We start from the raw sequence: 25,921 nt of genomic DNA, 5'->3' as shown, positions 1-25,921 counted from the left end.
TGCACATTCAGCCAAAACTGCGTTTGCCTTGTAGAACAAAGCAATAGACGTGCCAGAATGGGATGTGGGAAATGTTTGTGGGCCGGATAAGCGAGGCGTTATCCGGCCGGGGAAGGAAGGTTACTTACGACGTTGACGCAGGCTCATGACCACCGCACCAAAGCCAAACAGCGCGGTCAGCAGCCAGAGCGGCCAGTTACCGGTACGGGCATAAGGGGTCAGGCCCGTGGTTGGCGTCACGCTGGTGGTCAGAACCTGACGGGTAAACTGCGGGATCATCGCCTGAATCTCACCCTGAGGACCAATCACCGCTGTAATACCGTTGTTGGTGCTACGCAGCAGAGGGCGCGCCAGCTCAAGGGAACGCATCCGCGCCATCTGGAAGTGCTGCCACGGGCCAATGGACTTACCAAACCAGGCATCGTTGGAGATAGTCAGCAGATAGTCCGTATCCGGACGGAAGTTATCCCGAACCTGTTCGCCAAGAATGATTTCGTAGCAAATGGCAGCGGTCAGCTTAAAGCCGTGCGCATGCAGCTGCGGCTGTACATACGGGCCACGGCTGAACGAAGACATTGGCAGGTCAAAGAACGGCGCTAACGGTCGCAGGATTGATTCCAGCGGGACAAACTCGCCAAACGGTACCAGATGGTTTTTGTTGTAGCGGTTGCTGGAGTCGTAGCTGTATGGACTGTCTTTACCCAGTGTGATGATGGTGTTGTAGGTGTTGTAGCGATTCTGCTTGTTCAGACGCGCGTCCACGATACCGGTAATCAGTGTGCTGTTTTTCGATTTCAGCAGGTCATCCATCATGCTCAGAAAACGCTGTTGGTTAATTTCCAGATCCGGAATAGCAGATTCTGGCCAGATGATTAGCTGTGATTTGCCCATCTCGGGTTGGGTGGCGTCGAGATAAATCTTCAGGGTGTTGAGTAACTGACCTTCATCCCATTTTAGCGACTGCGGAATGTCGCCCTGCACCATCGAGACCTGGGTGGTTTTTTCCGGCTCAAGCGTGTACCACTGGATATAGCGCAGTGGAAAAGGCAGAGCAAAGAGCACGAGTGCGGCAACCAGCGGCTTCCAGTTACGTCTCACCAGCGCCAGCGCCAACAGGCCGCTAACCATCATCAGCAGGAAGTTAATCGCCTCAACGCCCATTACCGGCGCCAGCCCCTTTAACGGACCGTCGATCTGGCTATAACCGAACTGCAACCACGGGAAGCCGGTCAGTACCCAACCGCGCAGGAATTCCGTGATTTGCCAGACTACCGGCGCGGCAATTGCCACCCGTAGCCAGGTGGTTTTCGGCCACAAGCGCGCCAACACGCCGGCAAACAGACCGGTGTAGAGGGAAAGGTATGCGGCAAGCAGAACCACGAGGAAAATGTTAACCGGGCCGGGCATACCGCCAAACTGCGCGATACTGACGTAAACCCAGTTGATGCCTGAGCCAAACAGTCCCAGTCCCCAGAAGTAGCCGATAGCGGCAGACTGGAGCGGACGGCGGTTGAAGGTGAGAGCCTGCAGGCCCATCAGCGAAACAATCGCAGCGGGCCAGATGTCATACGGTGAGAAAGCCAGTGTCCCGCAGGCACCGAATAATAACGCCAGCAGCAGGCGAATGCGCTGGCGTTCAATTAATGGGGCAAATGCCATGTAGTCTTAGATCCAGTTTCGGGTTTATTCGTCCAGTTTTGGCTGGGGTGAGTCGTCCGGAATTCTGACATGAACCTGAATAATACGGCGGCTGTCGGCCATTGCCACTTTAAACTGGTAACCATCAATGTCGATAGTTTCCCCACGCGCGGGCAGATGACCAAAGGCCTGCATGACCAGCCCGCCAATGGTATCGACTTCTTCGTCGCTAAAGTGGGTCCCGAAAGCTTCGTTGAAGTCTTCAATCGGCGCCAGCGCGCGAATAGTCCAGGTGTGGCGACTGAGCTGACGGAAATCAATATCGTCTTCTTCGTCGTACTCATCTTCAATTTCACCGACAATCAGTTCAAGGATGTCCTCAATGGTCACCAGACCTGAGACACCGCCAAACTCGTCGATGACGATAGCCATATGATAACGCTGGGAGCGGAACTCTTTCAGCATGCGGTCAACCCGCTTGCTTTCAGGTACGACAACCGCCTGGCGTAACACTTTCTCCATGCTGAAGGCTTCGGCATCGCTGCGCATAAACGGCAGCAAATCTTTGGCCATCAGAATCCCTTCAATGTGATCCTTGTCTTCGCTAATCACCGGGAAACGCGAGTGAGCAGACTCGATAATGACATCGAGACATTCGTCCAGGGTCTGGTTGCGTTTCAGGGTAATCATCTGGGAGCGAGGGATCATGATGTCGCGCACGCGTTGGTCCGCAATATCCATTACCCCTTCGAGCATATCGCGCGTATCTTCATCGATAAGGTCGTTTTGCCCGGAATCACGGATCAGCTCCAACAGTTCGTCGCGGTTTTTCGGTTCACCGTGGAAAAGTTGGCTCAGTAACAGGGAAAAAAATCCCTTTTTGCTGTTTAAGGTGTCACTACTGTGTGAATTGTCGTCGCTCATGGCGTCGTATGGGTTCTCATGTTAGTTAATACAAAGCGCGTCATGCGTATACTCAGCTGTTGACGGCATGTTTTGCCTGATGGCGCTACGCTTATCAGGCCTACGAAAGGCATGAATGTAGGCCGGATAAGGCGCAAGCGCCGCCATCCGGCAAGCTACTATTCTGCAATCTTCTCGGCAATGTACGGATCCTCATAGCCCAGAGCAAGCATAATCTCTGTTTCGAGGGATTCCATTTCTTCCGCTTCATCGTCTTCGATATGGTCGTAGCCGAGTAAATGCAAGCTTCCGTGCACCACCATGTGCGCCCAGTGGGCCTCAAGCGGCTTACCTTGTTCCTGCGCTTCTTTCTCGACGACCTGACGGCAGATGATCAAATCACCCAGCAGCGGCATCTCAATGCCCGGCGGGGCTTCAAACGGGAAAGAGAGCACGTTGGTGGATTTATCTTTCCCGCGATAGGTCAGGTTGAGCTCATGGCTTTCCGCGTCATCGACCAGACGAATGGTTACTTCAGACTCTTCCTGAAACTGCGGGATCACCGCATCCAGCCACCCCTGAAACTGGCTTTCTGTGGGTAAACCGGATTCGTCTTCACATGCCAGCTGTAAATCGAGAATAACCTGACTCATTTTTGTTCCTGCTCCTGAGCTTCGCGCTTGCGTTCTGCAGCCTGCTCGGCTTTACGTTTCTGTTCTGCTTCTTCCCAGGCTTCATACGCCGTGACGATACGAGCCACCACCGGATGGCGAACCACGTCTTCGCTATGGAAGAAATTAAAACTAATCTCGTCGACCTCAGCCAGCACTTCAATGGCATGACGCAGACCGGACTTGGTGCTACGTGGCAGGTCAATCTGGGTGATATCGCCGGTGATAACCGCTTTGGAGTTAAAGCCGATACGGGTCAGAAACATTTTCATCTGTTCGATGGTGGTGTTCTGGCTCTCATCAAGAATGATGAACGCATCGTTTAACGTACGGCCACGCATATAGGCCAGCGGCGCAACTTCAATGACGTTACGTTCAATCAGCTTTTCAACCTTCTCAAAACCGAGCATTTCGAACAGCGCGTCATACAGCGGTCGTAAATAGGGATCGACTTTCTGGCTGAGATCACCCGGCAGGAATCCCAGTTTTTCGCCCGCTTCCACTGCCGGACGGGTCAGCAGAATACGACGGATCTCCTGACGCTCAAGCGCATCAACCGCAGCGGCAACGGCGAGATACGTTTTACCCGTACCCGCAGGGCCAACGCCAAAGGTGATGTCGTGGTCGAGGATATTTGCAATGTACTGTGCCTGGTTCGGCGTACGCGGCTTAATTACTCCGCGCTTGGTCTTGATGTTCACCGCTTTGCCAAATTCAGGCACGCTGTCTGCGCTTTGCTCAAGCACACGCGCTTCTTTGATCGCCAGATGAATTTGTTCAGGCTCGATGTCCTGCGTCTGACCGCGCATCGGGGCGGTATCGACGTACAGACTACGTAAAATATCTGCCGCAGCGGTGACGCAAATTGGGCGGCCGGTCAGTTTAAAGTGGTTATCACGGCGGTTAATTTCGATGCCGAGGCGACGTTCCAGCTGTTTGATGTTGTCATCAAATGGGCCGCAAAGGCTCAACAGGCGGGCGTTGTCTGCGGGTTCAAGGGTGATTTCGCGAGTGTCTATGTTCAAACTGTTCCTCTTATGCATGTCTCGCCGGACGCTGAACATTTACCGGCATCTAAGGAAATTATTCACGCCATGGGGGAAAGGCGCAAGCATTGCAATAAATATGGGGATGCCAGGGAAGATTACAAGGCCTGCCGGGACAGCGAGCCCAGAAGTGTAGGCCCGAAAAGTGTAGCGGTATCGGGCCTTTTTTACGTCTTTCAGCAGGATTAAGGCTGATAAATACCAACGCCCAGATCGTTTTCTTTGCGGGTACGCGCAATGACCGATTCAGGGGATTCTGCGATGCGCAGACCCATTTCATCTTCAGTACGCACCACTTTGCCGCGCAGGGAGTTCGTCCAGACATCGGTAATTTCAACATCCACAAACTTACCGACCATATCCGGAGTACCTTCAAAGTTCACCACGCGGTTATTTTCGGTACGCCCTGACAGTTCCATAATGCTCTTACGCGATGTGCCTTCAACCAGAATGCGCTGGGTCGTACCAACCATACGACGGCTCCAGGCCATAGCTTGCTGGTTGATACGCTCCTGTAGAATGTACAGACGCTGTTTCTTCTCTTCTTCTGGTACGTCATCAACCATATCGGCGGCAGGGGTGCCAGGACGCGCAGAGAAGATAAAGCTGTAGCTCATGTCAAAATTGACGTCAGCGATCAGCTTCATGGTCTGCTCGAAATCCTGCGTGGTTTCACCTGGGAAGCCAACGATGAAGTCGGAGCTAATCTGGATATCTGGACGCGCAGCGCGCAGTTTGCGGATGATCGCTTTGTATTCCAGCGCCGTGTGGGTACGTCCCATCAGGTTCAGTACGCGGTCTGAGCCGCTCTGTACCGGCAGGTGCAGGAAGCTCACCAGCTCTGGCGTATCGCGATAAACTTCAACGATATCATCGGTGAATTCGATCGGATGGCTGGTGGTGAAGCGGATACGATCAATGCCGTCGATCGCTGCTACCAGACGCAGCAGATCGGCAAAGGATCCGATCGTGCCGTCGTAGTTTTCACCACGCCAGGCGTTCACGTTTTGCCCCAGCAGGTTCACTTCACGTACGCCTTGGGCTGCCAGTTGGGCGATTTCAAACAGAATATCATCCGCCGGACGGCTGACTTCCTCACCGCGGGTGTAGGGAACCACGCAGTAAGTACAATATTTATTACAACCTTCCATGATGGACACAAACGCGCTTGGACCTTCAGCACGCGGTTCCGGCAGGCGGTCGAACTTTTCGATCTCCGGGAAACTGATATCAACCACCGGGCTACGGGTCGTGCTTCCACGCACTTTGTTGATCATTTCCGGCAGGCGATGCAGCGTTTGCGGCCCAAAAATAATATCGACGTAATGCGCGCGCTGGCGAATATGATCGCCTTCCTGAGACGCAACACAGCCACCGACCCCAATGATGAGCTTGGGATTTTTCTCTTTTAACAGTTTCCAGCGGCCCAGTTGATGGAACACTTTCTCCTGAGCCTTCTCACGGATTGAGCAGGTATTCAGCAGCAGCACATCCGCTTCTTCCGCCACGTCAGTCAGTTGATACCCATGAGTGGCATCCAGCAGATCGGCCATCTTCGATGAATCGTATTCGTTCATCTGACAGCCCCAGGTTTTAATATGGAGTTTTTTGGTCATCGACTTGCTCTTGCGAAATTGTGGCTGAAATGCAGGGCGCATAGTGTACTGCTTTGGCGCGGTTGTGACCAGTATGACGGATGTCAGCCTCAAGGGGTAAAAAATCCTGTAAACTTACACAATACATGTAACTGGAAAATTGACCATGACAAATCAACCAACGGAAATTGCCATTGTCGGCGGGGGGATGGTCGGCGGCGCGCTGGCGCTGGGACTGGCGCAGCATGGATTTTCGGTAACGGTGATTGAACATGCCGCTCCTGCGCCGTTTGTTGCTGGCGGACAGCCTGATGTCAGAATTTCGGCCATTAGCTCCGCCTCCGTGTCGTTGCTGAAAGGGCTGGGCGTCTGGGATACGGTTCAGGGAATGCGTAGCCATCCTTACCGTCGTCTGGAAACATGGGAATGGGAAAATGCCCATGTGATGTTTGATGCCGCCGAGCTTAAGCTGCCTCTGTTGGGCTATATGGTGGAGAATACGGTCCTGCAACAGGCGCTCTGGCAGGCGCTGGAAGTTCACCCTAAAGTTACGCTGCGCGTGCCGGCGTCGCTTCTCTCTTTGCATCAACATCACGATCGGCATGAACTTGAACTGGCAGACGGTGAAAAAATCAGCGCGAAGCTGGTTATCGGCGCGGATGGTGCCAATTCTCAGGTGCGGAAAATGGCCGGGATTGGCATTCATGCCTGGCAGTATGCGCAGTCCTGTATGTTGATTACCGTGCAATGCGAGCATTCGCCGGGAGACAGCACCTGGCAGCAATTTACCCCTGACGGTCCGCGTGCGTTTTTACCGTTGTTCGATAACTGGGCCTCGCTGGTGTGGTACGACTCACCAGCTCGCATCCGCCAATTGCAAGCGCTAAATATGCCGCAACTGCAGGCGGAGATCGCTAAACATTTCCCTTCACGACTCGGTAACGTTACGCCTGTGGCGGCGGGGGCATTCCCACTTACGCGTCGTCATGCGCTGCAGTATGTGCAACCGGGGCTAGCGCTGGTAGGTGATGCCGCGCATACCATTCACCCACTGGCGGGGCAGGGCGTTAATCTGGGTTTTCGTGATGTCGATGCGTTGATTGATGTGCTGGTGAATGCGCGTAGCTACGGTGAATCCTGGGCCAGTCAGCCGGTGCTCAAGCGTTATCAGAATCGCCGTATGACTGACAATTTCATCATGCAAAGCGGTATGGATCTGTTCTACGCCGGATTCAGCAATAACCTGCAGCCGCTGCGCATCATGCGTAATCTCGGGCTCATGGCCGCAGAGCGCGCTGGCGTACTGAAACGTCAGGCACTGAAGTATGCGTTAGGGTTGTAGCTCGAGTGGTGCCTGATGGCGCTACGCTTATCAGGCCTACAAGTCATGTAGGCTTGGTAAGTCTTGCCATCACCCGACGTTAGAAAAGCAAAAAGCTCGCCGAAGCGAGCTTTTTTAATATGGCTGGGGTACGAGGATTCGAACCTCGGAATGCTGGTATCAGAAACCAGAGCCTTACCGCTTGGCGATACCCCAACGGGTGCACCCACAAAGTGGACGACTTTTTGAAATTGGCTGGGGTACGAGGATTCGAACCTCGGAATGCTGGTATCAGAAACCAGAGCCTTACCGCTTGGCGATACCCCAACAATTTTTTGGATTTACCGAACGAGTCGATACGTCCTTAATATGGTGGCTACGACGGGATTCGAACCTGTGACCCCATCATTATGAGTGATGTGCTCTAACCAGCTGAGCTACGTAGCCAGATACTATCATATTCTTCGATGGCTGGGGTACCTGGATTCGAACCAGGGAATGCCGGTATCAAAAACCGGTGCCTTACCGCTTGGCGATACCCCAATGACCGTTGCGGTGAACCGCTATATCGAAGAAAAAATGGCTGGGGTACCTGGATTCGAACCAGGGAATGCCGGTATCAAAAACCGGTGCCTTACCGCTTGGCGATACCCCATCCGTGCAACGCTTACGGGTGAATGGTGCGGGAGGCGAGACTTGAACTCGCACACCTTGCGGCGCCAGAACCTAAATCTGGTGCGTCTACCAATTTCGCCACTCCCGCAAAAAAAGATGGTGGCTACGACGGGATTCGAACCTGTGACCCCATCATTATGAGTGATGTGCTCTAACCAGCTGAGCTACGTAGCCATCTTTTTTTTCGCGTAACCTTATCGGCGTTGCGGGGCGCATTATGCGTATTGAGCCTTGAAGCGTCAACCCCTTTTTCATTGAAAATAGCTGGAATGTGACTGTTTGGTTAGGTTGCGAACAGCATGACGCAATATTCGGCAATTATTAGTTATTAATTGTTTTTTTGCACAGAAAACAGACATAAAAAAAGAGCCCCGCAGGGCCCTTTTCTAAGGATTAACTTATTTATAAGCGGACTGGTGTACGCCAACCGCACGACCAGACGGATCGTTCATGGTTTTAAACGCTTCATCCCATTCGATCGCTTTAGCGGAAGAACAGGCTACAGACGGTCCGCCAGGTACGCATTCCGCAGCGCTCGCAACCGGGAACAACTCTTCGAAAATCTCACGGTACAAATACGCTTCTTTAGATGATGGCGTGTTGTATGGGAAACGGAAGCTGGCGGTATCCAGTTGTTGGTCAGAAACTTGTTCAGCAGCGACTTCTTTCAGTGTATCAATCCAGCTGTAACCGACACCGTCAGAGAACTGCTCTTTCTGACGCCATGCGACGCTTGCTGGCAGGTAGGACTCAAAACATTCGCGCAGAACGTGTTTTTCCATTTTGCCGTTGCCGCACATTTTGTCCTGCGGGTTGATGCGCATCGCCACATCAAGGAATTTCTTATCCAGAAACGGCACGCGTGCCTCCACGCCCCAGGCTGACATCGCTTTGTTGGCACGGGCGCAGTCGAACATATGCAGTGCCTGCAGCTTGCGCACGGTTTCTTCGTGCAGTTCTTTTGCATCTGGCGCTTTGTGGAAATAGAGATAACCGCCAAATACTTCGTCCGAACCTTCGCCCGACAGCACCATTTTAATGCCCATCGCTTTAATTTTACGCGACATTAAGTACATTGGCGTCGAGGCGCGAATCGTCGTGACATCGTAAGTTTCGATGTGATAAATCACGTCGCGGATAGCATCCAGACCTTCCTGCACGGTGAAGTGGATCTCGTGGTGCACGGTACCCAAATGGTTCGCCACCTCTTGTGCAGCTTTCAGATCAGGAGCGCCTTCCAGGCCGACGGCGAAGGAGTGCAGCTGTGGCCACCAGGCTTCGCTACGTTCCTGATCTTCAACACGGCGTGCCGCGTATTTTTTAGTGATCGCGGAAATGACGGATGAATCCAGACCGCCGGACAGCAGTACTCCATAAGGAACATCTGACATCAGGTGGCTTTTCACCGCATCTTCCAGCGCCTGGCGCAGCTCGTTTTTATCGGTAACGTTGTCTTTGACTGCATCGTATTCAAACCAGTCGCGCTGGTAGTACTGACGAATTTCACCGTCTTTACTCCATAAATAACTACCGGCCGGGAATTCTTTGATTGTGCGGCAGACAGGAACCAGCGCTTTCATTTCAGACGCAACATAGAAGTTACCGTGTTCGTCGTAACCCATATACAGCGGGATGATCCCAATATGATCGCGACCGATCAGATAAGCGTCCTGCTCGCTGTCGTACAGGGCAAAAGCAAACATGCCTTGCAGATCATCCAGAAACTCTGGGCCTTTTTCCTGATACAGCGCGAGGATAACTTCGCAGTCGGAACCGGTCTGGAACTGATAGCGATCGCCGTACTCAGCGCGCAGCGCCTGGTGGTTATAAATTTCACCGTTAACCGCCAGGATATGCGTTTTCTTCACGTTGTACAGCGGCTGAGCACCGGCGTTGACGTCGACGATGGACAGACGTTCGTGTGCCAGAATGGCGTTATCACTGGCGTAAATACCCGACCAGTCCGGGCCGCGATGGCGCATCAGACGAGACAATTCCAGGGCTTTTTTACGCAGTTCAACTGCGTCAGTTTTAATATCGAATACGCCAAAAATAGAACACATAACCTTCTCCGTTAACCTGTTGCGTGATGCTTTTTATGTTTGCTTGATAAAGAAAATGCCGCAAAGCGGGAGAGGGCGCAAGCGAATTGCGGGTCAGAAAATAAAAAATGCAATGGTCATTGTGGATTGGTGAAAAAAGATTACAGAATAGACGTGTTTATTGATGAATCGACAGTTTTATGGCGGTTTTATTGAATGGAGAGACTTCGTGGGGCGGATAAGGCGATGACTCCGCCATCCGGCAATAACGCTGCAAAATTGCCGAATAAGACGAACTTATGTCTTATCCGGCCTGCGAATCAAATCACATCAATTTCAGCAACAGACGGGTAAATCCAGCTTGGTCTGAACGGCATGTTGTCAATATCATCGAGCTTGGATACGCCAGACAGTACCAGGATAGTTTCCAGACCCGCCTGAAAACCTGCCAGAATATCGGTGCGCAGGTTGTCGCCAACAATGACGGTTTCTTCTGAGTGCGCCTGCATTTTGTTGAGCGCCGCGCGAATAATCCACGGGCTGGGTTTGCCGACATAAAATGGTTTACGACCTGAGATCTTCTCAATACCGGCACAGAGTGCTCCACAGGCGGGATAAAAGCCGCGACCGTGGGTATCCGGGTTAGTGGCGATAAAACGAGCGCCGTTGGCGACAAAATACGCCGCTTTATGCATCATGTCCCAGTTATAGGAACGCGTCTCGCCAACAATCACAAAATCGGGGTTCACGTCGGTAATGGTAAATCCAGCTTTATACAGTTCGTGAATTAACGCGCCTTCACCTACCACATAGGCCTTTTTTCCTTCCTGGCGACGAAGAAAATCAGCGGTAGCCATCGCGGAAGTATAAAAGACGCTATCAGGGACATTCACACCTGCGGTGGCGAAGCGGTTTGCCAGATCTTGCCCGGTCTGCGAAGGGTAGTTAGTCAGCAGGACTAACGGCAGACCTTTTTCCAGGATCCCAGTCAGAAATTCTGCCGCACCCGGTACAGCAACATTGTCGTGCATCAGCACGCCGTCGATATCACAAATTACATTCTTAATGGCCATGGACAATCCGACATTAAAAAAAGAAGGCATTACTATACACAAAATACACTACATCATTCGAGTTGCATCAAGGCGGCAAGTCTGCGAACCTCCGGAGCTTACTGAAGTAAGTGACTGGGGTGAGCAGATGCAGCTAACGCAGAGGCAGCTTGAAGGATGACGTGTATTAGCTTTCCAGCAAACGTTGCAGCAAAGTCCCGTTAAGCATTGCGCGTTTCACCAGCGCAAAGGCGCCAATGGCGGAGCGGTGATCCAGCGTGGACCGAACCACCGGTAAATTGTGGCGAAACGCCTTCAACGCCTGCGTGTTGATACAGCTTTCTATGGCAGGCAGCAGCACCTTATCCGCCTCGGTAATTTCGCCCGCAATGACGATTTTCTGCGGATTAAACAGGTTGATGGCGATAGCGATAGTTTTACCCAGATGGCGGCCAACGTGCTCGATGACTTCTGCTGCCAGATTATCGCCTTTATTCGCTGCCTTACAGATGGCTTTGATACTGCAATCATCCAGCGTGAGTCGACTTGGATAACCCTGCTTCAGTAAGTTCTGCACGCGATGTTCAATAGAAGCATTGGCGGCAATGGTTTCCAGACAGCCGAAATTACCGCAGTGACAGCGTTCACCCAGCGGCTCAACCTGAATATGACCAATCTCACCGACGTTGCCATTGCGACCGATGAAAATGCGGCCATTGGAAATAATTCCCGCGCCGGTTCCGCGGTGCACTCGCACCAAAATGGAGTCTTCGCAATCCTGGCTTGCCCCGAAATAGTGCTCAGCCAGCGCCAGGCTGCGAATATCGTGACCAACAAAGCAGGTAACTTTGAAGCGTTTTTCGAGCGCTTCGACCAGTCCCCAGTTTTCGACCTGAATGTGTGGCATATAGCGGATGACGCCGCTTTCAGGATCGACAAGGCCTGGCAGGATGACAGAAATTGCGATCAGCTCGCGGATTTTTCGCTGGCAGCTCTCAATAAAGATAGCAATGGTGTTGAGCAGCGCATATTCCAGCGTTTCCTGGGTGCGCTCCGGGAGAGGGTAATGCTCTTCGGCGACCACTTTACTGCTCATATCATAGAGAGTGAGCGTCGTATCGTGACGCCCCAGGCGTACGCCAATGGCGTGGAAATTGCGGGTTTCTGTGACGATAGAGATAGCGCGGCGGCCTCCGGTGGAGGCCTGCTGATCGACTTCTTTGATCAGCCCGCGTTCGATCAACTGACGCGTAATTTTGGTTACGCTGGCGGGGGCAAGCTGGCTTTGCTCGGCAATTTGAATTCGCGAGATTGGCCCATGCTGGTCAATCAGGCGATAAACCGCCGCGCTGTTAAGCTGTTTTACGAGATCAACATTACCTATTTGAGCTTGTCCGCCTGGTGTCATTCTTTCTCTTACTCAGTAACGACCTCGTTGCCATTAACGATGGTCTTGATAATTTTAAAGTCGTGCGTGAACGCAGTCAGGTTGGCTACTTTGCCTGGCGCGATGCTGCCGAGTTGTTTGTCGACGCCAATGGCGCGAGCAGGGTAGAGCGTTGCCATGCGCAGGACTTCGTCGAGAGCGATATTCGCATGCTCGACCAGATTGCGTACACCTTCAATCATGGTTAATGATGAACCGCTCAACGTACCGTTCTCATCAACACACAGTCCATTGCGGTAGTATATTGTTTTACCAGCGAAAATGAACTGTTCAATGTTTGCACCTGCTGGCGCGGTCGCGTCGGTGACCAGGCACAGCTTGTCGCCTTTTAGGCGCTTGGCGTTACGAATGTTAACGTAGTCAACGTGCAGGCCATCGGCGATGATACCGCAGTAGATATCGGCTTCATCAAGAATTGCGCCCGCCAGACCCGGTTCACGACCGGTAATGTACGGCATCGCGTTGAACAGATGGGTCGCAAAGCTGATGCCTGCGCGGAAGCCGATTTTGGCTTCTTTGACCGTTGCATTGGAGTGACCCGCAGAAACCACGATACCGGCATTAACCAGTTTGGTGATGACCTCTACCGGGACCATTTCTGGTGCCAGTGTGACTTTGGTGATCACATCCGCATTATCGCACAGGAAATCAACCAACGCAGCGTCCGGCTGACGGACAAATCCAGGATTATGGGTACCTTTTTTCACAAGGTTCAGCCACGGGCCTTCAAGATGAAGTCCTAATGCCTGATTCGGGTGTTTCGCCAGGTATTCACGCATCACGCGAACACCCTGTTTCATCAGGTCATCGCTGGTGGTGATAAGCGTTGGCAAATAGTTGGTGCAGCCAGATTTTTCATTGGCTTTCTGCATGATTTCCAGCGTTTCAACGGTCACGGCTTCTGCCGTATCGTTAAACTGTACACCGCCGCAGCCGTTTAGCTGTACATCAATAAAACCGGGGGAAACAATGGCCCCATTCAGTGAGCGCTGTTCAATTCCTGACGGTAACTCAGCCAGTGGGCAAACGCTGTCAATCAGGCCATTGGCGACAACAATCGCATGGTCATCAAGAATTTCGTGACCGGTAAAGATCCGGCCCTGGGTTAAAGCATACATTCCGACCCCCGATTTCAAAAAATGCCGCCCTGCAACTCATCGACAGAGCGGAGACATCAATTACAGACCTTTAATATTTTCCGCTTCTAACTCGTTGAAGTATTTCAGCGTCTTCACTTTCAGTTCCATGGTGGAAGGCTCATCGCAGACCACAACGGCTTTTGGATGCAACTGCAGGCAGCTGATGGTCCACATGTGGTTAACGTTGCCTTCAACGGCGGCTTGCAGCGCCTGTGCTTTCTGGTGACCCAGAACCAGGATCATCACCTCTTCGGCATCCAGCAGGGTACCCACGCCAACGGTCAGCGCATATTTAGGCACCTGGCTTACGTCGCCGTCAAAGAAGCGTGAGTTAGCAACACGTGTGTCGTGAGTCAACGTTTTGATACGGGTACGGGAAGCCAAAGAGGAAGCCGGTTCGTTGAACGCGATGTGACCATCGTTGCCTACACCGCCCATAAACAGGTGGATTTTACCGTAAGAACGGATTTTTTCTTCATACTGACGGCATTCTGCATCAATATCCGGCGCGTTACCATTGAGGAGGTTGATGTTTTCTGCTGGAATATCAACGTGATCAAAGAAATTGCGGTGCATAAAGCTGTGGTAGCTTTCCGGATGTTCTTTCGGCAGGCCAACATATTCGTCCATATTGAAAGTAACAACATGCTTGAAGCTCACCTGGCCCGCTTTGTGCATTTCAACCAATGCTTTATAAGCTGTCAGCGGAGTACCGCCAGTCGGCAGGCCCAGAACGAACGGACGATCTGCCGTTGGTTTGAACGCGTTAATACGGTTAACGATATGGCGAGCAGCCCATTTGCCGACTTGTTCAGCGGTATTCAGGGGGATCAGTCTCATTCTTCACCTCAAAAGTAAATGTAAGCAATTGGCGGATTGAGTCTCTGTGCAGTATTAAGCGTAACCTGGTTTTGCATCGGTAAGGATCAATCCGTTTCGATTTTTTGAATGATAAAATAAGTTTTCACAGTTAGCCAGTGAAAGGGAGGGTTGATAACGATATTTGGTGACTGTAATCACAAAAAACACGCTTTTAATTTGCGATACGAATTAATTTTCCACACACTCTGAATGTAGATGAATGGTTAATATTGTTGTTCCAGAATCTATCGTTTGTCAGAAATGGTCGCACAATAAAAATATGGCTTCAAAGGAGCCTAATCGGGGTCTCGTAGGGGGAATAAAATGAATATTTTAGGTTTTTTCCAGCGGCTGGGTAGGGCGTTACAGCTCCCCATCGCTGTGCTGCCAGTCGCGGCACTGCTGCTGCGATTCGGCCAACCAGATTTACTTAACGTACCCTTCATCGCGCAAGCGGGTGGGGCCATCTTTGATAACCTCGCGTTAATATTTGCGATCGGTGTTGCTTCCAGCTGGTCAAAAGACAGCGCAGGTGCAGCAGCGCTGGCAGGTGCGGTCGGTTATTTCATATTGACCAAAGCAATGGTTACCATTAACCCTGCAATCAATATGGGCGTGCTGGCTGGTATCATCACCGGTCTGGTCGGCGGTGCGGTGTATAACCGCTGGTCTGGTATCAAACTGCCTGACTTCCTGAGCTTCTTTGGCGGCAAACGCTTCGTGCCGATCGCCACTGGCTTCTTCTGTCTGGTGTTGGCTGCTATCTTCGGTTACGTATGGCCACCGGTACAGAATGCCATCCATGCGGGTGGTGAGTGGATCGTGGGCGCTGGCGCGCTGGGTTCCGGTATCTTTGGTTTCATCAACCGTCTGCTGATCCCAACCGGTCTGCATCAGGTGCTGAATACTATCGCCTGGTTCCAGATTGGCGAATTTACTAACGCTGCAGGTACCGTATTCCACGGTGACATCAACCGCTTCTACGCGGGTGACGGCACTGCGGGTATGTTCATGTCTGGCTTCTTCCCGATCATGATGTTTGGTCTGCCGGGTGCGGCGCTGGCGATGTACTTCGCGGCTCCGAAAGCACGTCGTCCGATGGTTGGCGGTATGCTGCTGTCCGTTGCGATCACCGCGTTCCTGACCGGTGTTACCGAGCCGCTGGAATTCCTGTTCATGTTCCTGGCTCCGCTGCTGTACCTCCTGCACGCACTGTTAACGGGTATCAGCCTGTTCGTTGCAACACTGCTGGGGGTCCACGCAGGCTTCTCCTTCTCCGCAGGTGCGATCGACTACGTGTTGATGTACAACCTGCCGGCAGCAAGCCAGAACGTCTGGATGCTGGTAGTGATGGGGCTGGTGTTCTTCGTTATCTACTTTGTGTTGTTCAGCGCGGTTATTCGTATGTTTAACCTGAAAACGCCGGGCCGCGAAGATAAAGAAGACGATATCGTTACTGAAGAAGCCAACAGCAACACTGAAGAAGGTTTGGCTCAACTGGCAACCAGTTACATTGCAGCGGTTGGCGGCACTGATAACCTGAAAGCGATTGATGCCTGTATCACTCGTCTGCGTCTGACCGTTGTCGACTCCGGTCGCGTAAACGATGCGATGTGTAAACGTTTAGGAGCATCGGGTGTCGTTAAGCTGAATAAGCAAACAATTCAGGTCATCGTGGGTGCGAAAGCTGAATCCATCGGCGACGAAATGAAGAAAGTTGTCGCGCGTGGCCCGGTGGCAGCAGCGTCTGGTGAAAGTGCGCCAGCAGCAGCGGCTCCGGTAGCAAAACCGCAGGCGGTAGCGAATGCAGTCACCGTTGAAGCGCTGGTTTCTCCGATTACCGGTGACGTAGTTGCGCTGGAGCAGGTTCCTGATGAAGCCTTCGCCAGCAAAGCTGTAGGCGACGGCGTGGCAGTGAAACCAACGGATAAAATCGTGGTTGCTCCGGCTGCGGGCACCATCGTGAAAATCTTCAACACTAACCATGCGTTCTGCCTGGAAACTGTTAAAGGCGCGGAAATCGTGGTCCATATGGGCATCGACACCGTCGCGCTGGAAGGTAAAGGCTTTAAGCGTCTGGTTGAAGAAGGTGCGGAAGTTACTGCAGGCCAACCGATTCTGGAAATGGATCTGGAGTTCCTGAACGCTAACGCACGTTCTATGATAAGCCCGGTTGTGTGCAGCAACAGCGATGATTTCGGCGCTCTGGTCATTAAAGCCGAAGGTCACGTGGTTGCCGGTCAAACACCACTGTATGAGATTAAAGGTAAGTAACTGCTCCTGAGTAAAGTGAGTTAAGTGCCTTAAGCGGCGGGGGATAGTCCTCCGCCGCTTTTTTTTGCAGCAAATGCCCTCATATCTCCTGCTGAACAGCTTTTTTGTGCAACTAATAGTTGTCTCCTGACGTCGCTTATAAGATCATACTCCGTTATACGTTGTTTACGCTTTGAGGAATCCACGATGAGTGAGGCTGAAGCCCGCCCGAGTAACTTTATTCGTCAGATCATCGATGAAGATCTGGCCAGTGGTAAGCACACCACTATCCATACCCGTTTTCCGCCGGAGCCAAATGGCTATCTGCACATTGGCCACGCGAAATCCATTTGTCTGAACTTTGGCATTGCGCAAGATTACCAAGGCCAGTGCAACCTGCGTTTTGATGATACGAACCCGGTTAAAGAAGATATCGAGTACGTTGAGTCGATTAAAAACGACGTTGAATGGTTAGGTTTCCACTGGACTGGCGACATTCGCTACTCTTCGGATTACTTCGATCAGCTTCACGCCTATGCGGTAGAGCTTATTAATAAAGGGCTGGCGTACGTTGACGAACTGTCAGCGGACGAAATCCGCGAATACCGTGGCACGCTGACTCAGCCAGGTAAAAACAGCCCGTACCGCGATCGTAGCGTTGAAGAGAACCTGGCGCTGTTCGAAAAAATGCGTACCGGTGGCTTTGAAGAAGGTAAGGCCTGCCTGCGTGCGAAAATCGATATGGCTTCGCCGTTTATCGTGATGCGCGATCCAGTGCTGTACCGCATTAAGTTCGCCGAACACCATCAGACCGGCAACAAGTGGTGCATCTACCCGATGTACGACTTTACCCACTGCATCAGCGATGCGCTGGAAGGCATTACGCATTCACTTTGTACGCTGGAGTTCCAGGATAACCGTCGTCTGTACGACTGGGTGCTGGACAACATCACCATTCCGGTTCATCCGCGCCAGTACGAATTCTCGCGCCTGAATCTGGAATACACCGTGATGTCCAAGCGCAAGCTGAACCTGCTGGTGACCGACAAGCACGTTGAAGGCTGGGACGATCCGCGTATGCCGACGATCTCTGGTCTGCGTCGTCGCGGTTACACCGCTGCCGCGATCCGTGAGTTCTGCAAACGCATTGGCGTGACCAAACAGGACAACACCATTGAGATCGCTTCTCTGGAATCCTGCATCCGCGAAGATCTGAACGAAAATGCTCCGCGCGCGATGGCGGTTATCGATCCGGTGAAACTGGTTATCGAAAACTACCCGCAGGGCGAAAGCGAGCTGGTCACTATGCCTAACCATCCGAATAAACCGGAAATGGGCAGCCGTGAAGTACCGTTTAGCGGTGAAATTTGGATCGATCGCGCAGACTTCCGCGAAGAAGCGAACAAGCAGTACAAGCGTCTGGTGATGGGCAAAGAAGTGCGTCTGCGTAATGCATACGTGATCAAGGCCGAACGTGTTGAGAAAGATGCAGAAGGGAAGATCACCACCATTTTCTGCACCTACGATGCTGACACCCTGAGCAAAGATCCGGCCGATGGTCGTAAAGTTAAAGGCGTTATTCACTGGGTGAGCGCGTCCCATGCGCTACCGATTGAAATCCGTCTGTACGACCGTCTGTTTAGCGTGCCAAACCCAGGTGCGGCGGAAGACTTCCTGTCCGTTATTAACCCGGAATCGCTGGTCATTAAGCAGGGTTACGGTGAGCCGTCGCTGCAGGCTGCGGTTGCAGGTAAAGCGTTCCAGTTTGAGCGTGAAGGTTACTTCTGCCTGGACAGCCGTTATGCAACGGCTGACAAGCTGGTGTTTAACCGTACCGTTGGTCTGCGTGATACGTGGGCTAAAGCGGGCGAATAAGTCGCAACACATCCTCTCTAAACGCCGCTTCATGCGGCGTTTTTTTTCGCAAAAAAACCGTTTGACAGGCTCCGTTTGCGCAGCGAATTAATTACATGTCTGTAATAATAAATCGGCTGAATGTTTTTACGTTTAAATAACTTACCTCAATGTGAAATGGGCTGAAACCGATTTCATCTCTATGGAAAACAAGCGATTTTTTCATTTTATCAATGCTTTTTTATCTCCCAATGAAAATGTAACAGAAAGCAATGAAATATGTGCGGTTGCTCATACTATTACATACTCGTTACAGAAAGAGATTGATAATTCGCGTCGCGAAAAATAGTCTATTCATTGTAGTCACTGAGGTTTTCTTGGCGCTACTTTTTTAATTTTTGTTTTTTCGCTGTCCGCTTCTATCGGCAGCATTTTTATGTCAAAGAGGATTAACATATGCGTACGTTTAGTGGCAAACGTAGTACGCTGGCGCTGGCTATCGCCGGTATCACAGCAATGTCGGGTTTTGTTGTCGCTCCGCAGGCACACGCCGAAGGATTTATTGATGACTCAACCTTAACCGGCGGCATCTATTACTGGCAGCGTGAGCGTGACCGTAAAGATGTGACCGATCATGACAAATACAAAACCAACCTTTCTCACTCCACCTGGAACGCTAACCTCGACTTCCAGTCCGGTTATGCGGCCGATATGTTTGGTATTGATATCGCAGCATTTACCGCTATTGAAATGAACGAAAGTAGCGAAAGCGGCCATCCAAACGAAATCGCATTCTCTTCCAAAAATAAAGGCTATGACGAGGATTACTCCGGCGATAAGAGCGGGATTAGCCTTTATAAAGCAGCAGCTAAATTTAAATACGGCCCAACCTGGGCGCGTGCCGGTTACATTCAACCAACCGGGCAGACTCTGCTGGCACCGCACTGGAGCTTTATGCCAGGTACCTATCAGGGGGCTGAAGCCGGTGCCAACTTCGACTATGGTGATGCTGGCGCACTAAGCTTCTCCTATATGTGGGCTAACGAATATAAAGCACCGTGGCACACCGAAGTCGATAAATTCTATCAGGCTGATAAAAAGACCAGCGTTGATTACCTGCATTCAATCGGCGCGAAATATGACTTCAAAAATAACCTGTTGCTGGAAGCGGCATTTGGTCAGTCTGAAGGCTACGTCGATCAGTACTTCGCCAAAGCCAGCTACAAATTCGATTTAGGCGGTAACCCGTTTACTACCAGCTATCAATTCTACGGCGCACGTGACAAAGTTGACGATCGCACCGTGAACGATATTTATGACGGCACGGCCTGGCTGCAGGCACTGACCTTCGGTTATAAAGTAGCGGAAGTGGTTGACCTGCGTCTGGAAGGCACATGGGTTAAAGCAGATGGGCAGCAAGGCTACTTCCTGCAGCGTATGACCCCGACCTACGCCTCATCAAACGGTCGCCTGGACGTGTGGTGGGATAACCGTTCTGACTTCAACGCCAACGGCGAAAAGGCAGTCTTCTTCGGCGCAATGTATGACCTGAAGAACTGGAACCTGCCGGGCTGGGCAGTGGGCGCGTCCTACGTTTACGCATGGGATGCCAAACCCGCTACCTGGCAGCTCAACCCGGATGCGTACTACGACAAAAACCGCACTATCGAAGAATCTTCTTACAGCCTGGATGCGGTTTACACCCTGCAGGATGGTCGTGCGAAGGGCACTATGTTTAAACTGCACTTCACCCAGTACGACAACCATTCAGATATTCCGAGCTGGGGTGGTGGTTACGGCAACATCTTCCAGGATGAGCGCGACGTGAAATTCATCGTTATTGCTCCGTTCACTATCTTCTAATGCCAATAGCGGCAGGCCGTGCGCCTGCCGCCTCGTTGAGGAAAGTGCTATGAAAAAACTGATACTCATCGCCGTTATGGCATCAGGGCTGGTGGCTTGTACGCAATCCCCTGCACCGAAAGAAGACAGCCGTCTGAAAGAAGCCTACAGCGCGTGTATTAATACCGCTCAAGGATCGCCGGAAAAAATAGAAGCCTGCCAAAGCGTGTTGAATGTACTGAAGAAAGAAAAACAGCACCAGCAGTTTGCCAATGAAGAAAGCGTACGCGTGCTGGATTATCAGCAGTGTATCCAGGCCACGCGCACGGGTAACGATCAGGCCGTTAATGCTGATTGTGATAAAGTCTGGCAGGAAATCCGCAGCAAGAATGCCGCGCAGTAATTCAAAAAATGAAAAAGACAACGGGCGGAGAATTTTCCGCCCGTTTGCATTTCAGAGCTTATTTTCCACTGGTTGATAACCCCGACTCAGCCGGACAAACAGCATTGCCGTGGCGGCGAGTCCGCAAAGTGCCGCGCACACAATAAAGAAGGGAATGCGCCAACCCCATTCCGAGATCTGATCGTGTCCCAGAGTGGCGTTCAGACCGTAACCAATCAGCGCCGCCACCACAATGGCGACCTGTTGACTGGCCGACTGCCAACTGGTGTAGAAGCCTTTATTGCCAGGCGTGGCGATTTCCGAAAGATAAACCGAGACGCCGCCTAACTCTACGCCTGCAGAAAATCCCTGTAATAATCGTCCAAGTAATACCAGCACGGGAGCCAGCAGGCCAATACTGTGATAGCCAGGTACCAGGGCTATCAGCAGGGTACCGCAGCCCATAATCGCCAGCGTCACCATCAGGCCTTTACGACGACCAATTCTGTCGATATAAGCACCCAGCACAATGGCGCCAACGGGTCGCATTAAGAAACCCGAACCAAAAACGGCGAAAGTTAACATTAGCCCGGCAAATTCACTCTCCGCGGGAAAGAAGGTCTTTGCAATATAGGTGGCGTAAAACCCGAACAGAAAAAAGTCGAACTGTTCGAGAAAATTACCGCTGGTTACCCGCAGTATTGCGCCGAAAGTTCCGGCGCGCGATGGTTGTTGTGTCATTGGGTTTGCTCCACTGTCTTATCATAATATTTATAGAGGTAAGAGTGTGCGGGTTAGTTGTCTGTGACCCCCGCCTGTTTGCCGCGCCGTTTCTCAATCGCCCACTTGAGTAAGGCTGCGCAGCGGTAAAATCCATGGGCAAATTTTCCGTAAGGAATGGTCAGAAAGAGCGCCATGACCACGCCGAGGTGGATGGCGAGCAAAATAGCCATCCAGGACGAGTCTCTTCCTGCCAGCAGAGCTAAACCGGTCAGACTGGTCAGCAGCAGCAGTAAAATAAAACCGCGATCCATCGGTTTTTGCCGCGCGTCGCCATGTAGCGGTGAGCGCTTGAGATTGAGCCATAGCAAGCCAGCCGGGCCGACAACCAGGCCAATGCCGCCTAATGTGCCCAACATCACCGGCAAGCTGAAGAACGGATAGGGCGCTTCAATACCTGCGAAATAGTGATAGCCCGTCGCCACCACGGTGGCGGCAAAGCAGAGCAGAAAACCGTAGAAAGTGAAGTGATGAAAACGGCGCCGCATCAGAGTGAAGGCATCATCTGCTTCATTACAACCTTTACCGTGCCCACCATCGAGATACTTTAGCGTCAGCGCATCGTGTGAAGCTTCAGCAATTTCGACGGAACGTGGCATACCGGGAGAGATCTCGCGCCAGAAGCGGATAACGCCCGCCATCAGCAGACCTATCGCCAGAATAAATACCGAACCAAACATCCAGGCCAGCAGGTTATGCGGGAAAATTTGGTAGAAATCTCCGGCCAGCGGTGGATGGAGTAACGAGCCTTTTAACCCCATGGCGAGCAGTAAAAACAGGATCAGACCGAAAACCAGCGCCAGCGTCACGGTGACGCCTGCGCGACGATAAAGCGCGCCAAAGGCCGCGGGTTGCGCGTAGTGCTGATAGGTTTCAAGCCGGACTTCCGCCATCGCCTTCGGCACGTTGATGGCAAACTCATGAGGCGGGGCATACTGACAGGCGTGCAGGCAGGCACCGCAGTTATGGCACAAGTTTGCCAGATAATTGATATCCGCTTTACCGAATTCCAGGCGCTGCGTCATGGCCGGGAACACGGCGCAAAATCCTTCACAATAGCGACAGGCGTTGCAGACCTGCATCACGCGTTCAACTTCCGCTTCCGGTTCGGTGATAATTTGCGCTTCGATAATCAGTTTCTCAAGCTGCCTCATGACGAGTCTCCTTACGTGCGGCCAGCGCGGCTTCTTTTCCGGCAATACGGCCGAAGGTTGTGCCGATTGACATGCCCACGCCTGCGGTGTAGCCCTTGCCCAGCACATTGCCCGCCATCATCTCTCCGGCGACGAACAGGTTGCGGCTTGGCTGCCCGGCAAAGTGTACGGCAGCGCGTTCATTCACTTTTAACCCGAGATAGGTGAAGGTGATCCCTGGCCGCAGGGCATAGCCGTAGTAAGGCGGCTGGTCCAGTGGTCGCGCCCAGTGTGTCTTCGCGGGGGTTAACGCTTTTGTCGTGCAGTTATCCAGAATGGTATGGTTGAATTGACCGGGCTGGCAGGCGTTGTTGTACTCCGTCACGGTGTGGGTAAAGTGTTCGCCATTCAGCCCCAACTGATGAGCCAGTTCCGCCAGCGTATTGGCCTGTGCGCCAGGAAAGACCGGAGGCATGAAGTGGCCGATGGCTTTACTGTCGATAATGGAGTAGCCAATCTGCCCGGGCTGTTGGGCGACCAGTCGTCCCCAGATGGCGTAGCGTTTGGGCCAGAAATCTTCGCCTTCATCATAAAAACGCTCAGCGTCACGGTTGACGACTATGCCGAGCGAAACGCAGTCCACGCGGGTACAAATCCCGCCGTCATATAATGGCGCTCTGGCGTCAATGGCTACGCAGTGTGACTGGGAGGGTTCGCCGATGATGTCGGCTCCGGCATCCATCATAAATTTGAGCAGTACGCCCTGGTTAAAGCGCGTGCCGCGAATCAGAAAGTTATCTGCAGGCCATTCGCCGCGCTCGTTCTCTCCCCACGCTTCTCGCAGCCATTCGCGGTTTGACTCAAACCCACCAGCGGCAAGCACGCAGGATTTCGCTGTAATACGCTCTTCGCCTGCCAGCGCCGCCACGAACTCGCCGTTGTGCAGTTCAAGCGCCTGCACCGGGGTGTTATAGCGGATTTGTACGCCTAACTTTTCTGCGCTGCGATAATAGGCATTCACCAGGGCTTTCCCGCCGCCCATAAAAAAGGCGTTGGTTCGCGCCACGTGTAGAGCGCCAGAGAGAGGAGGTTGAAAATTCACGCCGTGTCGGCGCATCCAGTCGCGACACTGTGAAGAGGTGCGGATCACCAGACGTGCCAGGGCTTCGTTGGTATTTCCTTCCGTGACGCGCTGCAGATCTTGCCAATACTCCTCTTCCGGATAGCTTTCCACCAGCACATCCTGCGGCGCATCATGCATACAGCGCAGGTTACGCGTGTGTTGGGAATTTCCCCCACGCCATTCCCGGGGAGCCGCTTCGAGTAGTAAAACGGAAGCGCCTTGCTCCCGGGCGGTAAGGGCAGCGCACAAGGCAGCATTGCCACCGCCAATCACCAGAACATCAACCATCGTATACTCCATTACCATTTAACTAGTTGTTAAATTTGTAATTAAAATGTATACGAACGGCTTGTGCGGGCGCTATGGCGTAGTGCTAAAGAGGGCTTTAGTTATTGTAAAGAATGGCACCTGGCCAGCTTCCTGCTTCCACCAGTTGATGCATCACTTTCGTCAGCACCACGCGGGCTGCGAGGCCCGCCGGGGTGAGCTCATCGTCAGAGAGGCTCACCAGAAAGTTGGGGCGGCTAAGTATCGGATTATGGACGCCGATCACTCTTAGCGTCTCTTTATCGAGATGGGAAATCGCCGCTCCGGGTTGAAGAGTGGCGCCAATGCCACTGCGCACGGCGCGCATCAGCAGCGCCAGACCATCAATTTCTGTAGCGATCTCAATGCGTAGCGCGTGTTCCTGGCAAATCGCTTCCAGCCTGCCGCGCAGACCGTGGCCTGGGCTTGGCATTATCAATGGAATACGTGCCAATTCGGCTGGAGAAATATTGTCATCGGTAATATCAGCCAGTAGGGCATGGGTCCCAATCAAAAACAGCCGTTCTTCGAGAACCGGTCTGGCACTCCAGCGCAGGATCTTTTCTTTTTGAAACACCACAGCCAGATCAATCTGGCGGGTATTAATCATCCGTTCCAGATTACCAGAGAGACTTTCCACCACATGCAGGCGAACATCGCTATAGCTTTCCCGCATGGCGTGAATAAAAGGCATACCGAGAACTGAAGCGGTACTGGGAGCCATGCCGACGCTGACGTGCCCGGAAAGCCGGGATTCACGCGCGGCGAGGATTGCATCGTCTGCGTGACGGAGCGCCAGCTGCGCCTGGGAGTAAAAAGCCAGTCCGGCGCTGGTGGGTGTCACGCCTCGCGAAGTGCGCTGCAGCAGGCGAATAGCGAGTTCGTTTTCCAGACGCGACATTTGCTGGCTGAGTGCCGAAACCCCGATATTGAGATCGAGCGCCGCGCTACCCATGCTGCCGGTTTCTACAATGCGCACAAAATAGCGTAGCTGGCGAAGTTCCATTTCGACTCTCCGGAAGGGGGCAATTGATTTTTACATTAAAGCAACACAGGAGCGGAGGGAAGGGGAAAAGGGCAGGTAACGCCCATAAAAAAAGCCAACCGGATGGTTGGCTTTTCAGAAAGCATTACATTATTTGCCGTCGTGGGCGTGCTCATCTTCGCGGCAATCGCCTTCGGCACAGTGGCCGTAAAGATAGAGGCTATGGTTAGTTAAGCGAATGCCATGTTTAGCCGCAATCTCACGTTGGCGGGCTTCGATGGAATCATCGCTGAACTCGACCACTTTGCCGCAGTCAAGGCAGATGAGGTGATCGTGATGATGCTGCTGAGTCAATTCGAAGACGGATTTACCACCTTCAAAATTATGGCGGGTCACGATACCGGCATCATCAAACTGGTTCAGCACGCGATACACGGTCGCCAGACCAATTTCTTCACCCATATCGATCAGGCGTTTGTATAAGTCTTCCGCACTGACGTGATGGTTATCCGGTTCCTGAAGAACTTCCAGAATTTTTAAACGAGGAAGCGTTACTTTCAGGCCAGCCTTCTTTAATGCGGTATTGTTGTCAGTCATGCGGAATCTGTCCTGTAGCTAAACGATTCACTTCATTAACAGAAGTGACAGAAATTGCACTTGAGATAATGCGATTCATTATAGAACTGCCATGGCTAAATGAAAACTGCAAGTCTCTGGCATATATTGTTAATCAAAACGTGGTATCGCCGACAAACACACTGTGCAACACCCGATTGGCATCCAGCCATTGTACAGGGTCAGACGAAAAAGTTACAAATTTGTAGCAATTATTTTGATTGGTTTTATCTATTGATGCGGCGCAGATGGAAATCT

General features: G+C 52.2%; 21 protein-coding genes and 7 tRNA genes. 5 read left to right on the top strand and 23 right to left on the bottom strand.

The window, feature by feature from the left end:
• Positions 1-120: 120 nt before the first annotated feature.
• From lnt to miaB, 5 genes are all read right to left on the bottom strand, one after another.
• Positions 121-1,659, bottom strand: coding sequence for an apolipoprotein N-acyltransferase (lnt, locus tag GFB57_RS20775; protein WP_003022765.1), 1,539 nt, complete (start codon positions 1,657-1,659; stop codon positions 121-123).
• A gap of 24 nt (positions 1,660-1,683) precedes the next feature.
• Complete coding sequence (gene corC, locus GFB57_RS20770) at positions 1,684-2,562, bottom strand: CNNM family magnesium/cobalt transport protein CorC (RefSeq protein WP_003022770.1); 879 nt, start codon at positions 2,560-2,562, stop codon at positions 1,684-1,686.
• 158 nt (positions 2,563-2,720) lie between these two features.
• Positions 2,721-3,194, bottom strand: coding sequence for an rRNA maturation RNase YbeY (ybeY, locus tag GFB57_RS20765; protein WP_003022773.1), 474 nt, complete (start codon positions 3,192-3,194; stop codon positions 2,721-2,723).
• Positions 3,191-4,237 (bottom strand): PhoH family protein, encoded by a 1,047-nt coding sequence (locus GFB57_RS20760; RefSeq protein ID WP_003022776.1) that lies wholly within the window; start codon positions 4,235-4,237, stop codon positions 3,191-3,193. Before GFB57_RS20760 ends, ybeY begins: the two co-directional genes overlap by 4 nt.
• A 206-nt stretch (positions 4,238-4,443) precedes the next feature.
• Positions 4,444-5,874, bottom strand: a complete 1,431-nt coding sequence (gene miaB, locus GFB57_RS20755) for a tRNA (N6-isopentenyl adenosine(37)-C2)-methylthiotransferase MiaB (RefSeq protein ID WP_003022779.1) — start codon at positions 5,872-5,874, stop codon at positions 4,444-4,446.
• Between the two features lie 145 nt (positions 5,875-6,019).
• Here miaB and ubiF point away from each other — a divergent pair, with 145 nt between their 5' ends.
• Positions 6,020-7,195 (top strand): 3-demethoxyubiquinol 3-hydroxylase, encoded by a 1,176-nt coding sequence (ubiF, locus tag GFB57_RS20750; protein ID WP_003022782.1) that lies wholly within the window; start codon positions 6,020-6,022, stop codon positions 7,193-7,195.
• A 120-nt stretch (positions 7,196-7,315) separates the two neighbouring features.
• Here ubiF and GFB57_RS20745 read toward each other — a convergent pair.
• The 12 genes from GFB57_RS20745 to nagB form a co-directional block, all read right to left on the bottom strand.
• Positions 7,316-7,390: transfer RNA gene (locus GFB57_RS20745), tRNA-Gln, on the bottom strand.
• Positions 7,391-7,426: 36 nt separating this feature from the next.
• A tRNA-Gln gene (locus tag GFB57_RS20740) sits at positions 7,427-7,501 on the bottom strand.
• Positions 7,502-7,544: 43 nt separating this feature from the next.
• A tRNA-Met gene (locus tag GFB57_RS20735) sits at positions 7,545-7,621 on the bottom strand.
• Between the two features lie 21 nt (positions 7,622-7,642).
• Positions 7,643-7,717: transfer RNA gene (locus GFB57_RS20730), tRNA-Gln, on the bottom strand.
• Positions 7,718-7,754: 37 nt separating this feature from the next.
• Positions 7,755-7,829, bottom strand: a tRNA-Gln gene (locus tag GFB57_RS20725).
• Positions 7,830-7,852: 23 nt separating this feature from the next.
• A tRNA-Leu gene (locus GFB57_RS20720) sits at positions 7,853-7,937 on the bottom strand.
• A 9-nt stretch (positions 7,938-7,946) separates the two neighbouring features.
• Positions 7,947-8,023, bottom strand: a tRNA-Met gene (locus GFB57_RS20715).
• 224 nt (positions 8,024-8,247) lie between these two features.
• Positions 8,248-9,912: an asparagine synthase B gene (gene asnB / locus GFB57_RS20710; RefSeq protein WP_003022785.1), complete on the bottom strand. Its 1,665-nt coding sequence runs from the start codon at positions 9,910-9,912 to the stop codon at positions 8,248-8,250.
• A gap of 299 nt (positions 9,913-10,211) precedes the next feature.
• Positions 10,212-10,964 (bottom strand): ribonucleotide monophosphatase NagD, encoded by a 753-nt coding sequence (nagD, locus tag GFB57_RS20705; protein WP_003022792.1) that lies wholly within the window; start codon positions 10,962-10,964, stop codon positions 10,212-10,214.
• A 166-nt stretch (positions 10,965-11,130) separates the two neighbouring features.
• Positions 11,131-12,351, bottom strand: coding sequence for an N-acetylglucosamine repressor (locus GFB57_RS20700; RefSeq protein WP_003022796.1), 1,221 nt, complete (start codon positions 12,349-12,351; stop codon positions 11,131-11,133).
• Between the two features lie 8 nt (positions 12,352-12,359).
• Positions 12,360-13,508, bottom strand: coding sequence for an N-acetylglucosamine-6-phosphate deacetylase (nagA, locus tag GFB57_RS20695; protein ID WP_003022800.1), 1,149 nt, complete (start codon positions 13,506-13,508; stop codon positions 12,360-12,362).
• A gap of 60 nt (positions 13,509-13,568) precedes the next feature.
• Entirely contained in the window at positions 13,569-14,369 is an 801-nt protein-coding gene (gene nagB / locus GFB57_RS20690) for a glucosamine-6-phosphate deaminase (RefSeq protein ID WP_003022803.1), read from the bottom strand.
• A 345-nt stretch (positions 14,370-14,714) separates the two neighbouring features.
• Between nagB and nagE the strand changes: the two genes are divergently transcribed.
• From nagE to chiQ, 4 genes are all read left to right on the top strand, one after another.
• The gene (gene nagE / locus GFB57_RS20685) at positions 14,715-16,664 is read left to right on the top strand and encodes a PTS N-acetyl glucosamine transporter subunit IIABC (RefSeq protein ID WP_003022806.1); all 1,950 of its coding nucleotides are present in this window, start codon (positions 14,715-14,717) and stop codon (positions 16,662-16,664) included.
• Positions 16,665-16,850: 186 nt separating this feature from the next.
• Positions 16,851-18,518, top strand: coding sequence for a glutamine--tRNA ligase (gene glnS, locus GFB57_RS20680; RefSeq protein ID WP_003022809.1), 1,668 nt, complete (start codon positions 16,851-16,853; stop codon positions 18,516-18,518).
• A 435-nt stretch (positions 18,519-18,953) separates the two neighbouring features.
• Positions 18,954-20,360, top strand: coding sequence for a chitoporin (gene chiP, locus GFB57_RS20675; RefSeq protein ID WP_003022813.1), 1,407 nt, complete (start codon positions 18,954-18,956; stop codon positions 20,358-20,360).
• Positions 20,361-20,409: 49 nt separating this feature from the next.
• Entirely contained in the window at positions 20,410-20,742 is a 333-nt protein-coding gene (chiQ, locus tag GFB57_RS20670) for a ChiQ/YbfN family lipoprotein (protein ID WP_003022817.1), read from the top strand.
• Positions 20,743-20,793: 51 nt separating this feature from the next.
• On the opposite strand, the gene GFB57_RS20665 is transcribed toward chiQ, so the two are convergent.
• The 6 genes from GFB57_RS20665 to GFB57_RS20640 all read right to left on the bottom strand — a co-directional run bounded on the left by GFB57_RS20665 (position 20,794) and on the right by GFB57_RS20640 (position 25,724).
• The gene (locus GFB57_RS20665) at positions 20,794-21,462 is read right to left on the bottom strand and encodes an MFS transporter (protein WP_003022821.1); all 669 of its coding nucleotides are present in this window, start codon (positions 21,460-21,462) and stop codon (positions 20,794-20,796) included.
• A gap of 53 nt (positions 21,463-21,515) precedes the next feature.
• Positions 21,516-22,655: a tricarballylate utilization 4Fe-4S protein TcuB gene (tcuB, locus tag GFB57_RS20660; RefSeq protein ID WP_003022823.1), complete on the bottom strand. Its 1,140-nt coding sequence runs from the start codon at positions 22,653-22,655 to the stop codon at positions 21,516-21,518.
• A complete protein-coding gene (tcuA, locus tag GFB57_RS20655) occupies positions 22,642-24,045 on the bottom strand; it encodes an FAD-dependent tricarballylate dehydrogenase TcuA (RefSeq protein ID WP_008320026.1) in 1,404 nt (467 codons plus the stop codon). The genes tcuB and tcuA overlap by 14 nt, the downstream gene beginning before the upstream one ends.
• A 97-nt stretch (positions 24,046-24,142) precedes the next feature.
• The gene (gene tcuR / locus GFB57_RS20650) at positions 24,143-25,069 is read right to left on the bottom strand and encodes a tricarballylate utilization LysR family transcriptional regulator TcuR (protein WP_003022829.1); all 927 of its coding nucleotides are present in this window, start codon (positions 25,067-25,069) and stop codon (positions 24,143-24,145) included.
• A gap of 129 nt (positions 25,070-25,198) precedes the next feature.
• Positions 25,199-25,645 (bottom strand): ferric iron uptake transcriptional regulator, encoded by a 447-nt coding sequence (gene fur / locus GFB57_RS20645; RefSeq protein ID WP_003022836.1) that lies wholly within the window; start codon positions 25,643-25,645, stop codon positions 25,199-25,201.
• The gene (locus GFB57_RS20640; protein ID WP_049259739.1) at positions 25,638-25,724 is read right to left on the bottom strand and encodes a ryhB-regulated fur leader peptide; all 87 of its coding nucleotides are present in this window, start codon (positions 25,722-25,724) and stop codon (positions 25,638-25,640) included. The genes fur and GFB57_RS20640 overlap by 8 nt, the downstream gene beginning before the upstream one ends.
• Between the last annotated feature and the right edge of the window lie 197 nt (positions 25,725-25,921).

The organism is Citrobacter sp. S39, from assembly GCF_009495675.1.
GTDB classification, from domain to species: Bacteria; Pseudomonadota; Gammaproteobacteria; order Enterobacterales; family Enterobacteriaceae; genus Citrobacter; species Citrobacter freundii.
This window is presented reverse-complemented; position numbering and strand designations above follow the sequence as displayed.

What these genes read in the sequence shown, in the direction of transcription:
- lnt (WP_003022765.1), bottom strand. Translation starts at nt 1,659, where the DNA reads ATGGCATTTGCCCCATTAATTGAACGCCAGCGCATTCGCCTGCTGCTG.
- corC (WP_003022770.1), bottom strand. Translation starts at nt 2,562, where the DNA reads ATGAGCGACGACAATTCACACAGTAGTGACACCTTAAACAGCAAAAAG.
- ybeY (WP_003022773.1), bottom strand. Translation starts at nt 3,194, where the DNA reads ATGAGTCAGGTTATTCTCGATTTACAGCTGGCATGTGAAGACGAATCC.
- miaB (WP_003022779.1), bottom strand. Translation starts at nt 5,874, where the DNA reads ATGACCAAAAAACTCCATATTAAAACCTGGGGCTGTCAGATGAACGAA.
- ubiF (WP_003022782.1), top strand. Translation starts at nt 6,020, where the DNA reads ATGACAAATCAACCAACGGAAATTGCCATTGTCGGCGGGGGGATGGTC.
- asnB (WP_003022785.1), bottom strand. Translation starts at nt 9,912, where the DNA reads ATGTGTTCTATTTTTGGCGTATTCGATATTAAAACTGACGCAGTTGAA.
- nagD (WP_003022792.1), bottom strand. Translation starts at nt 10,964, where the DNA reads ATGGCCATTAAGAATGTAATTTGTGATATCGACGGCGTGCTGATGCAC.
- GFB57_RS20700 (WP_003022796.1), bottom strand. Translation starts at nt 12,351, where the DNA reads ATGACACCAGGCGGACAAGCTCAAATAGGTAATGTTGATCTCGTAAAA.
- nagA (WP_003022800.1), bottom strand. Translation starts at nt 13,508, where the DNA reads ATGTATGCTTTAACCCAGGGCCGGATCTTTACCGGTCACGAAATTCTT.
- nagB (WP_003022803.1), bottom strand. Translation starts at nt 14,369, where the DNA reads ATGAGACTGATCCCCCTGAATACCGCTGAACAAGTCGGCAAATGGGCT.
- nagE (WP_003022806.1), top strand. Translation starts at nt 14,715, where the DNA reads ATGAATATTTTAGGTTTTTTCCAGCGGCTGGGTAGGGCGTTACAGCTC.
- glnS (WP_003022809.1), top strand. Translation starts at nt 16,851, where the DNA reads ATGAGTGAGGCTGAAGCCCGCCCGAGTAACTTTATTCGTCAGATCATC.
- chiP (WP_003022813.1), top strand. Translation starts at nt 18,954, where the DNA reads ATGCGTACGTTTAGTGGCAAACGTAGTACGCTGGCGCTGGCTATCGCC.
- chiQ (WP_003022817.1), top strand. Translation starts at nt 20,410, where the DNA reads ATGAAAAAACTGATACTCATCGCCGTTATGGCATCAGGGCTGGTGGCT.
- GFB57_RS20665 (WP_003022821.1), bottom strand. Translation starts at nt 21,462, where the DNA reads ATGACACAACAACCATCGCGCGCCGGAACTTTCGGCGCAATACTGCGG.
- tcuB (WP_003022823.1), bottom strand. Translation starts at nt 22,655, where the DNA reads ATGAGGCAGCTTGAGAAACTGATTATCGAAGCGCAAATTATCACCGAA.
- tcuA (WP_008320026.1), bottom strand. Translation starts at nt 24,045, where the DNA reads ATGGTTGATGTTCTGGTGATTGGCGGTGGCAATGCTGCCTTGTGCGCT.
- tcuR (WP_003022829.1), bottom strand. Translation starts at nt 25,069, where the DNA reads ATGGAACTTCGCCAGCTACGCTATTTTGTGCGCATTGTAGAAACCGGC.
- fur (WP_003022836.1), bottom strand. Translation starts at nt 25,645, where the DNA reads ATGACTGACAACAATACCGCATTAAAGAAGGCTGGCCTGAAAGTAACG.
- GFB57_RS20640 (WP_049259739.1), bottom strand. Translation starts at nt 25,724, where the DNA reads ATGAATCGCATTATCTCAAGTGCAATTTCTGTCACTTCTGTTAATGAA.